Here is a 10,759-nt window from a genome sequence, read left to right on the forward strand (position 1 = left end):
ATAACGGCTTGAGTTTTTTCATCTGTACTGTACCTGGTCATAAAAAAACTGCACCTCCAAATGTTAGATGTGTCTAACAATTGGGGTGCAGTTCATAATAAGGCGGTCAATTTTGAAATATCGTTTCCGGTCGAATACTCTTTTTCATTTCAATAAAAGCCTCAGCTTATCCGGATTCCTAACAAAGTATAGGTTGCAAATCGCATTTCTCTCAACGTGTATCAGCACAACGACTTCGATGCCCTCGCCTGAACGGACAACAAGCCCTGTTTGACCATTTATATCCGTCATCTCGACATGCACGCCTCCTTCGTAATGAGGAGCCTTACGAATTAGACCGAGAAGGAACCGTGCGACAAGATCGCGCGATTCAATAGGATGGACGACGGCGAACGCTTTGCCCCCTCCATCAGAGACCAACACGACATCTTCGGCGAGTATGGATACAACCGTGTCCACGTTTCCCAGTTCGAGAGCCTTCAGGAATCGACGGACCCACGCTTCGCTCCCCGTTTCTGAGTGGACCTGCTCATCGAGGGTAATCCCCATCTTTCCTCTCGCACGGCTGTACAGTTTGCGGCAATTCACTTCACTTTTGTTAACAAGTTCAGCAATATCTGAATATTCAAAGCCGAGCGCTTCACGAAGCACGAACACCGCCCGTTCCGTATGAGATAGCCTTTCAAGCAACACGAGCATAGCGTAAGACAACAGCTCGTCACGAACAACCGCTTCAAACGATTCATCATTCGGAGTAAGAATGGGCTCGGGAAGCCATTGTCCGAAATACAGTTCCCGCCGTTTACGCGCCGATTTGAGTAAATCCCGACAGCGATTAGTCACCATTTTGCACAGATATGCTTTCGGTTCAATCAAACGCGCCAGATCTACGTCATTTATCTTCAGGAATACGTCCTGCACAACATCCTCCGCATCGGAAGCCGACCCGGTCAGTTGGTAGGCAAGCGTAAACAGCAGCCCTTTATACTGCTCATATAACTCTTGCATCTTACCACTTCCAATCTTAGCCTCTAATCCTCTAATTACATTATTATTTTAACAGACTTGGCGTATCCCACGTGAATTTTCTCAGTCGCCAACCCAGCTTTCCCGTAAAAATAATATCTACCCCCCATATACGTGTCCATGCCATTCCATGCCCCGGACCTAAGCCAAAGCAGAAAAAGTCTATAAACCCCTTATGCGAGGGTGCAGGGCGCCCTTCAAGATCCGCCGACAAAATCTTTCCAAGCCTTGCCGCTTGAGCGGTCGCTTCCTTACAGGTCTTCCCGTCCGCCCGTCCGCTAGCAGGGTCTACGATTCGGGCGCAGTCGCCGATACTGTATACACCCTGAGCACCCTGAACCCGATAACTTGCATCTACGATCACGTATCCTTCCGGAGTGACCGGTAACCCGATGTTTCGCAGCATTGGATTGGGTAACAGCCCCAGCGTCCAAACACATAGACCGACGGACATCGTTTCTCCGCTAGATAAGGTAAGCGTTCCCTCTTTCTCCTGTAATACTCTGCTCCTTTGTAAGACGGTTACTCCGCAAGCTTCAAGTGAACGTTCCAGTTTAAGCCCTACCTTGGCCGGGCCATCCGGGAATAGCCTCTTGTTCGTGTTAAATAGTTTTATCGTCACAGCCCCCGGATCAAGCCCCAATTGCTGCGCATCTTCTCGAACGAAATGAGCCAGTTCGGCAGATGTCTCAATGCCGCTTATGCCCGCTCCCGCAACGGCAATGGTCATTAATCTCTGACGCTCTTTCGCGTTTGTTTCCTTAACGGCTTTTTGCATATTCGTGCGCCACACCTCTCTGATCTTCCACGCGGCATCCAAGCTCGCCAATGCCACCCCCCCCTGATCAGGGTCGGGTTGCCGTACGACGCTGCCTACCGTCAAAACGAGAATGTCATATTTCATCGAATTCTCATTTCCTTCGGCATCCTGATAAAGCAGCCTTCTCTTCTCTGATTCGATTTTGGTTACGGAAGCCTGAACGAATTCAACCCCCTCGGGAAACAACCTTGTTAGTGGGACAATTATATCTTCGTTTCCAGCCGCAGGCTTAAAAAGCAAAACTTTGCGAAAGTGATAGGGATTCTTGTCGATTAGAATAAGTCGAAGCGGACGCAGGCTTGCCTCACCCTTAAACGTTTTTCGAATCGCATTAACCGAATTAATGCCCGCATATCCTCCGCCAACGATGATGCATATCAATTCTTTCATTGCAACCACTCCTTATTTTGTTTTGCTTATAAAACGAGATAAGGGGTCGTGTTGTGACAACAGCGATATGTTGACGACTACCGATTATTTGTACTTGAGAATTTCTGCTTAAATTACAGTATATTTTTTATTGACCTTGAAGATCGTTCCCGCAGATGATTCTCCCGTTTAAGAAAGAAGAGATCCCGTCTTGTCATCCCCTCTGTACATAGAAACAAGCCGATTAGGTATAGACCCCGTGGTCTGGCACCTAATCGGCTTGTTATGTTACGCCTCAACCGTGTTTACTTCGGTTATTAGTCTTACTCGGACAGATCATTCGATAACCGGTACAGGAAGTTTCAGCGCGGGTCGTATCGCTGCTTGAATGGATTATTTCTCCATTACTTATCGTGACCTTTACCCGGGTTTTCTTTGGAGTATTCAAAGGTCACTTTTACAGGCTCGCTCATATAGCCAGTCGATAGATACGCCTCATGGGTTCCCTTTAAATTACCCGTAAGTTTGAATGTGAATTGGAAGCTTCCCGCGACTGTACTCTTCGTCTCATCTTCGAGATGAACCTTGCCTTTCGAATCAAGCACCTTCAACTTCACATTTGTAAGGACGCCATTCATCAGCAATCCATCAATCGTTACTTTTTTCGTTTCCTCGTCAACCTTTACTTGTATGCCCTCAATGCCCTTCACGTCTACAGCGCCCGAGAGGTTATAGACACCAAACTCGTAGATCGAATATCCGTAATCGGTTGCTCTTTTTATGCCTTGTAACTTCATGTATCTTGCCTTGACCGGGTTGAACTGCATCGTTTCTTTGCCTTCATGCGCGGTAATCATTCCGTCATTTGGCATGACATTGATCCAGTTCTGCTTATCGTTCGACACAAGAAGCTTGTATTTATCGGCACGAGCATATTCCCAATCGATTCGAACCGTATCCATTTCCTTCACTTCATCGAGATCGACCAGGAACCAAGTATTGTCCACGTATTCGCTCGCCCATCTTGAAGCAGGGAATCCATCGACGGCTTTAGCCGGTGCATAATTCGAATTATTGCCTTCGATCGACGAAGCTTCTACCGTTTTATTCTGCGCCAAATTGCCTATTAGGTAATAGACGCTTTCCTTCAGCGTATTGTACGCCTCATCTTTTATCGTACCCGCCTTCTTGAATTCATCCAGCTTTGCATTAAAGCCTTGGAGATACTTGGTGACTTGCGCTGCATCTTTCTCTTCATAGCGCTTCATCATTTCCAAATAGTTGTTCAAAGAACGCACCGTTGCAGAATTCGTAAATTGCTTCGCTGTTTCGAAGCGGTCGACTAGCGCTTTCATACCAGATGCATTCGTCATTGCTTCGATAACATATGACTTTGTCACCATACGCCCCGCGGTAACGGTAATGTTAAGCTCATGTTTGCCAAGCTTGCCTGCAAGCGGAATAACGGTACCCGCTGTATAAGGCTTGCCGTCATACGTCGCCGTCACTTTCGTCAGACCATCATCCGTTCTAAGCTTCCATGTAAAGGATACGGATTCTGAATCGGGCAGCTTCATCCCGCTGTGGAACGGCTTGCCGTTCATCTGCACGTCTACCTCGGAAGGCGGAGCCTCGTTGACCTGATACGTTCCTTTAACAAATTGATACAGCCAGTCGTAAAGAACGCGTGTCGCTGGATCTTTACTTACCGCGGTGTTATAGACTGCATTGTTGCCTTGATAATACGATTTGAAGCCATCTTTCATGAGCCCTGTCTTCGCACCACTGTTCAAGTAATCGATATACCGCTCACGGAACACGCCGTCCGTCAGCATCCGATCATCGAACTCGAGTTCATTGGACATGCCATACTGCTTCGCCAGATTCGCAGAATCCTCCAAGCGCTCGATATCCGTCGGCTCGAAGAAGTAGTTCGGTTGGATCGTCACCGCATCGAAGCCGACATCCTTCCACATGAACGCTTTATAAGCGAAGAAGTGCGGAATCCAGAAGAACTTCAGGTCCTTGCCGCTAATTTGCATGTCATGCAGGGTGCTGCTCACGGAACGGATCAGATCCGGTCCGGATTGGCTTGTGCTGATTTGCTCTTCGAACCAGTACATACCTACAAGCTCGAGGTTAGCGTAACCTTTTGCTTCCCATCTCGATTTGACTTGCTGCAGCCACCATTGAACTGCTTTTTCACGGTTCGCAAGGGCTTTCTCTCTGCCAACGGAATCATTGAAGTTCAGCGATTCTCCACCTTGTTCAATAGCTCCGAAATTAGTGATCGATTCACCTGGATCCGGAATCATGAGGACAACCTTTTCCTTTACGCCAGACTCGTTCAGCGCATCGGATACTTCCTTAGCCGCTGCGTTTAACGCATCCATATCGCCGCCTGCCGCAAAGGTTTTATCCAGATACCATTTCCAATCTTCCAGATAAGCCCGCCCGCCGAAATCACGACCTGGATTTGGAGAGTTAATGCCAAGATACAGGACGCCGTCGAAGAGTCGATCCTTAATTTTGCCGTCCTTATCGATATAACTAATGTTCGGAATGATCCGTTCTTTCGTCCAGATGCCTAGGTCATTCGCATATTGCCCGTTATACAAAAGTCCAAGATGCTCGATACCCGCTGTCGCTTCGCCTGCCGCCAAGAATTTCGGCGTCTGCGTTGGAACAGTTACGGCTCCGGCAGCTTTGCCGTCTTCACCGAGGATTTCAATCTCATCCACGAAGGTCATTGCACGCGTATGCATGGTGAATGTCACTTTCACATAGCGAGCATGGGCGATCTTCGCATCTGGGCCGATCACTTTAATGCCGTCCTTACTGCCGTCCCACACATAGGTCTCCGTGTATTTGCCGTCATTCCACAGCTTCTGCGTGGCATTGTCTTTGAGCAGTCCCCAGTTCACCTTGTCATCAGAGACGTACATCGATACCGTGAGTGGCACGAGTACATTGTTCGTTGGCCAATCTTCGAGGAAATTAGCTTTAATACCCGTGATGGATTTCTTCACCCCCAAATCAAACACAACTTCGCGTGTCTTACCCAAATGATGTCCAACCCATGCTACGTCGGATCTATTGCTTGCCCCATATATACCATCCGTAAGTGTATTGCCTTCATCCGGATAGGAAGCTTCCGGCTCTTGCGACCACTCATAAGATAAGCCCGCTGCAAGATTGTGATATACCGCCCCATACACTGACGCAATAACACCCTCCGTACCCGCTCCCGGCAGGTCTGATGGATTCGTCACCTCGACCGGATCGGCTTCGCCCGGCGGGTTCGCTGGTGTCTGTTCCTCTGTCTGTGTAGGCGGCAGCGCCTCTTCCGCTTGCGCAATCGGCATCACCGTTACGATCATGATCGCGACCATGACGAGAGCTACCCATTTTCTACTCCTCTTCATATCGTACGAACTCCCTTCTGATTCTTGAGTCAAGAAACATCAATCTCCTAAATGGTATGCGCTTTCATTTCAGCTTACCTCGATGCTCTTTCCTCCCTTCTGAGATTCCGACACGTCATAGAAGCTTATAACATATGTCAATGTCCTTATAGTAACATTATGAAAAGTGGCCTTTCTTTCAAATAGATAATTAATGACATTGGGTATACACTTGTTGACATGAAGGCCTTCACGTCGCGTTTTTATAGGTATAAAGATAGCGCTTACCTCCTTAGGTCCTACCTATTTTCTATCAATGTCCTCTAAGCAATCCGCCAAATAAAAAACGCAACCCCTCGAGGTTGCGTCGTGTTTATATATGGTGGCGCCTAATTGCTGCGGCGTTCTACTAAATTGATGCCCTATCCATAACCGAACGGATGCTTTTTGTACTCTAAGGGGCTTGAGCCGACTCTATTTTTGAACACACGACTAAAATAGTACTGGCTCTTATACCCTACCTTCACAGCCAGATCCCCGATTTTGATATTCGGCATTACGTCATCCAGAATCTCCTTCGCCTTCGATATCCGAAGCTCGGTGACATAGTCAAGGAATGAAGCACCGATTTCTTGCTTCATACGCTTGCTAAGATAGGTTGGGTTGATATGAAATAGCGCTGCTACTCGAGTAATAGACAGCTCCGGATCCTGATAATGACTGTCAATATACTCGGTCACTTTTTGGATAAGCACTGTTCCATCCCCTGTATACCCGGAAAGCCCCAGCTCCTTATCCACCCTGCTTTCATGTGAATGCAAAGGATATTTTGCCTGAAGATGTTCATCGATCCGATGAAGCAGCTTGTTCAGATCACTCTTCGGCACAGGTTTCAATATATAATCGAATGCTTGCAGTTGCACGGCTTGACGCGCATATTCAAAGTTATCGTAGCCGCTGATGATGACAATTAGAACCGACGGGCAGCGTTCGCGCAATATATTTATCAGATCGAGCCCATTCATATTCGGCATGTTGATGTCCACAAGACATACATGTGGTGGGGCTTCCTCCACCATTTTCAATGCTTCGTTTGCACTTTTCGCTTCTCCTGCAACTTCAAAAAGATACGAACTCTCCTCAATGTATTGTCGCAAGCCTTTGCGAATGATCGTTTCATCATCGACGATGACAATCTTCCACATCTTCATTCCACTCCCCGTCCAAAGGTATTCGAATGACCATAACGGTAATGCCATCTTCGCTCTTCACTGCAAGGCCGTATGGCGCCCCGTAAGCTAGTCGAATGCGATGGTTTACACTGTATAGCCCAAAGCCTATGGCAGAACGATCATATTTATCATCAAGAAGGGCTTGATTCATCTGTTCAAGCTTCTCTTCAGGAATCATAACCCCATTATTTTCAACCTTAATGACCAAATCATCGACCTGTTTATATGCTGTAATCGAAATTTTGCACTTTTGATCCCCAAGTGGCTTAATCCCGTGATAAATCGCATTTTCCACCAACGGCTGCAGCATGAAGCGAACGACTTGGCACTGAGCAAGCTTTTCATCATATCGAAGCTCGTAGTCGAGAATCTCCTCATATCGCACGCCTTGAATATGAAGATAACTCTCGACATGGTACAACTCCTGATCAAGCAGAATGTAGGGACTGCCTGTGCCAAGCCCTAATCGGAAATACGCGCTAAGCGCTTCCACCATCTCCACCACATTGTCTGCTCCATGTTCCGTTGCCATCCACTGGATCGTATCCAATGTGTTGTATAAAAAATGTGGCTTGATCTGCTCATGAATCAGTCTGAGTTCCATCTCCTTTCGGTCCTGCTCTACAGCGTATAATTGAACAAGCATGTCATTGAAGCTTCGCCCAAGATCGCCAATCTCATCCGAGCGCGTAACATCTGCCCGTATGGTTTGGTTGCCATTCTGCACATTTTCCATTACCTGGCGAAGCGACTGAATGGGACGAATAATGGAAGAAGCAAGCAGCATCAGAAAGACGATAACCGCACTACCGATAAGAATGCCTACCAGCAATGCAGTCCGCTGGGTTTTGATCACCGCTAGCGATAGACTTGAATTCGGCACTTCGAGTACTAGCTTCCAGCCTTCCACATTTTGAATTGGAGCCTCAAATACACTCATGTTCTTCTTATCTGCTGCATCCTCCGCTCCATCTCCTTCACCCAGCTCTCTACAATCGATGATAAGCTGGCCTGACTGGTCATATAGCATTACATCTTGAGCAATCTCCTTCATCTTCTTGACGGAGACGGCTGCGGCAATATAAGCTACCTCATCATTCACCGATGGATTCACGCGATAGAGAATGACGACGATTTCGGCTGCATTCGCTTTGGATACGATCGGATTGCTCACCACATAATTGGAATCTGAATTCAGCAGTTTTCGATAGTAGGGTCGGTTTAGTATCGAAAAAGGCTTGTCACTTGCTGACCAGGAATTTCCGTGAATATCCACCACGCGTATGGATTCGTACTCTACTTGCTTCTTCGCCTCGAACTTATCAATCTCTTGCAGCAATTCATCTCGTGTCCACTGATGGTCCGAAGCTAGAGAAGCAAGCATGTCTATCTCACCGATGCGCTGATTAAACCAATAATCGATCTGGTCGCTGCGTGCATTAACCACTTGCTGCGTTAAGTTCTTATTCAAAGGGACAACCGTATGGTTCATCTCCAAATATATTGTTACAAGTAATGCAATGAACAGCAGCAAGAAGCAGCTTCCTGCAATTAACGTAATTTTTAAGTGAATTGATCTCATTGTAATCATAGCCCTTCACAATATCCGTTTCTTACATGCCCGAAAAAGACAAAAAAAAGCTAATCTGTGCAAATACATAATGCTGTACTAAATCTATAATAGGTCTTGTGCATATTTTCACATGAAATACCATTCATGTCTAGGCTAGACATAAAAGATTTGCCTAGCAAATCTTTCTCTCCCTAGTGTATGTAACCAATTCACAACAGAATGAAGGAGATATTATGCGTACTCACACGAAAAAGCTGTTATCTATTCTACTAGTCCTCAGTCTTATGTTCACGCTTGCTGCCTGCGGCGGTAAAGATGCAGCACCCGCTGCAGATGCAAACGGAGTTCAAGTCTTTGAAGGAGTTGGGCAAGGTAAACATGGCGATATTAAAGTACAAGTTTCCTTATTAGATAACAAGATCACTGACATTAAAGTAACAGAGCATAAGGAAAATGAAGTACTTGCAGAACCTGTTTTTACGCAGCTTAAGGAAGATGTCATGGCAACTAACAGCGCAAAAGTTGATGCCATCAGCGGATCTACGGTTACAAGCAAAGGATATCTCGAAGCCATTCAAGATGCAATTACGAAGTCTGGACTTACCCTTGTCGCTGGCGCTGCAGTCAGTAAAAGCAAAGACAAAGAAGAAGTAGACCAAACCTATGATGTTGTCGTCATCGGTGCAGGGGGTGCTGGATTTAGTGCGGCTATCGAAGCGAAGAGCGCTGGAGCTAATGTAGTTCTACTCGAGAAAATGCCAGCTGTTGGCGGCAACACATTGATCTCCGGTGGTGAGATGAATGCGCCTGACAACTGGGTTGAACGTGCTCTTGGCATCACTGATGACACGGCTGACTTGTTCTATGATGATACGATGAAAGGCGGAGACAACCTCGGGGATCCAAAGATGGTTCGTATTCTTGCCGACAATGCTCTAGCATCTGCCGAATGGCTGCGCGATGATATCAAGGTAGAGTTCTTACCTGATCATCTGTTCCAATTTGGAGGCCATTCCAGAAAACGTGCGTTGATTCCTGTAGGTCATACAGGTTCTGAATTGATTACCAAGTTAAAAGCCAAAACAGACGCTGACCAAATCACGATCAAAACGAATATGAAAGCCGAAACCTTGCTGAAGGACGAAAGCGGCAAAGTAACCGGTGTAACTGCGACTTCGGGTACTGGCGACAAGATCACCTTCCATGCGAACAAAGGCGTCATCATCGCTACCGGTGGTTTTGGATCCAATGTAGAGATGCGTAAAAAGTATAACCCTAAAATGGATGAAAAATATATGTCTACCGATACACCAGGATCTACAGGTGACGGTATCGTTATGGCAGAAACGATTGGCGCCAAACTGACAAACATGGAGAATATTCAAACGTATCCAATCTGTAATCCTGAGACAGGTGTTATTTCCCTGGTTGCAGATTCCCGTTTCGATGGTGCGATCCTGATTAACCAAGAAGGCAAGCGCTTCGTTGAGGAATTAGAACGTCGTGACGTTATTTCTAAAGCAATTCTTGCCCAGACGGGCGGATATACGTATCAATTATGGAATCAAGGCATTGAGGATATCGGTAAAACGATCGAAGTTCATCAAGACGAATACGATCAACTCGTTAAACAAGGCTTGCTCTTTAAAGCCGATACGATTGAAGAGGCGGCTGATTTCTTCAAAATTGACGTGAACACTTTGAAAGAAACGATTAATAAAGTAAATGATTATGCGAAAACAGGTAAAGACCTTGATTTCAAACATCGCGGTGGATTGAAATCTCTTGAAAAAGGCCCTTACTACATCGAAAAAGCTGTACCATCCGTTCACCATACAATGGGCGGATTGGTGATCGACGAGAAGACTCGCGTATTGAATGAAAAAGGCGAAGTCATCCCTGGGCTGTTCGCTGCAGGTGAAGTAACAGGGGTCATTCATGGTGCAAACCGTCTTGGCGGTAATGCCATCGCTGATATCTTCACCTTCGGCCGGATTGCAGGCAAACAAGTTGTAGCAGAGTAATCTTATGTTTGTGTAACTGCTCTATTAATAAGTTAGCCTTAAAAACGTGCAAGATAGTTTGTAGAGTGCAGGTTGACTGCTAACTTTCAAGCTGCACTCTATGACATAAATAAACCGCCCTGTCCGCAAATTGCGAATGAAGTGACCCCTTAAAGTTAGACAGGTTATATAATTAGGCAACTTGTTGGGCCTGAGTTCGGTACTGAACCGGACTCTGGCCTTTTAGTTTTGCTTTAATTCGCTTGTTGTTGTAATAATCGATGTAATTTAATAGCTCTTGTTTAAAATGTGCGATACTTTCGAATTCCTTT

At 46.2% G+C, this 10,759-nt stretch carries 7 protein-coding genes; 1 reads left to right on the forward strand and 6 read right to left on the reverse strand.

All coding sequences use genetic code 11. The features are described 5' to 3' along the window. Positions 1–144: 144 nt before the first annotated feature. The 5 genes from sigJ to M2444_RS33335 all read right to left on the reverse strand — a co-directional run bounded on the left by sigJ (position 145) and on the right by M2444_RS33335 (position 8,433). Positions 145–1,008, reverse strand: a complete 864-nt coding sequence (gene sigJ, locus M2444_RS33315) for an RNA polymerase sigma factor SigJ (protein ID WP_280789126.1) — start codon at positions 1,006–1,008, stop codon at positions 145–147. 43 nt (positions 1,009–1,051) lie between these two features. Continuing rightward, positions 1,052–2,236 (reverse strand): NAD(P)/FAD-dependent oxidoreductase, encoded by a 1,185-nt coding sequence (locus tag M2444_RS33320; RefSeq protein ID WP_280789127.1) that lies wholly within the window; start codon positions 2,234–2,236, stop codon positions 1,052–1,054. 383 nt (positions 2,237–2,619) lie between these two features. Continuing rightward, the gene (locus M2444_RS33325; RefSeq protein ID WP_280789128.1) at positions 2,620–5,640 is read right to left on the reverse strand and encodes a DUF4855 domain-containing protein; all 3,021 of its coding nucleotides are present in this window, start codon (positions 5,638–5,640) and stop codon (positions 2,620–2,622) included. Positions 5,641–6,041: 401 nt separating this feature from the next. Next, positions 6,042–6,830, reverse strand: coding sequence for a response regulator transcription factor (locus M2444_RS33330; RefSeq protein ID WP_179281741.1), 789 nt, complete (start codon positions 6,828–6,830; stop codon positions 6,042–6,044). Next, positions 6,799–8,433 carry a histidine kinase gene (locus M2444_RS33335; protein WP_280789129.1) on the reverse strand — a complete coding sequence of 545 codons (1,635 nt, stop codon included), beginning with the start codon at positions 8,431–8,433 and terminating at the stop codon, positions 6,799–6,801. The genes M2444_RS33330 and M2444_RS33335 overlap by 32 nt, the downstream gene beginning before the upstream one ends. Positions 8,434–8,657: 224 nt before the next feature. Here M2444_RS33335 and M2444_RS33340 point away from each other — a divergent pair, with 224 nt between their 5' ends. After that, the gene (locus M2444_RS33340) at positions 8,658–10,448 is read left to right on the forward strand and encodes a flavocytochrome c (RefSeq protein ID WP_280789130.1); all 1,791 of its coding nucleotides are present in this window, start codon (positions 8,658–8,660) and stop codon (positions 10,446–10,448) included. Positions 10,449–10,620: 172 nt separating this feature from the next. Here M2444_RS33340 and M2444_RS33345 read toward each other — a convergent pair. After that, positions 10,621–10,759 (reverse strand): IS3 family transposase (locus M2444_RS33345; protein ID WP_280789131.1); only part of this gene is annotated, 139 nt, incomplete at its 5' end.

This window comes from Paenibacillus sp. PastF-3 (assembly GCF_029893135.1).
GTDB lineage: Bacteria > Bacillota > Bacilli > Paenibacillales > Paenibacillaceae > Paenibacillus_AQ > Paenibacillus_AQ nitricinens.

Excerpts from the sequence above, each read along its gene's own strand:
- M2444_RS33340 (WP_280789130.1), top strand. The coding sequence starts at position 8,658 with ATGCGTACTCACACGAAAAAGCTGTTATCTATTCTACTAGTCCTCAGT.
- M2444_RS33325 (WP_280789128.1), bottom strand. The coding sequence starts at position 5,640 with ATGAAGAGGAGTAGAAAATGGGTAGCTCTCGTCATGGTCGCGATCATG.
- sigJ (WP_280789126.1), bottom strand. The coding sequence starts at position 1,008 with ATGCAAGAGTTATATGAGCAGTATAAAGGGCTGCTGTTTACGCTTGCC.
- M2444_RS33335 (WP_280789129.1), bottom strand. The coding sequence starts at position 8,433 with ATGAGATCAATTCACTTAAAAATTACGTTAATTGCAGGAAGCTGCTTC.
- M2444_RS33320 (WP_280789127.1), bottom strand. The coding sequence starts at position 2,236 with ATGAAAGAATTGATATGCATCATCGTTGGCGGAGGATATGCGGGCATT.
- M2444_RS33330 (WP_179281741.1), bottom strand. The coding sequence starts at position 6,830 with ATGAAGATGTGGAAGATTGTCATCGTCGATGATGAAACGATCATTCGC.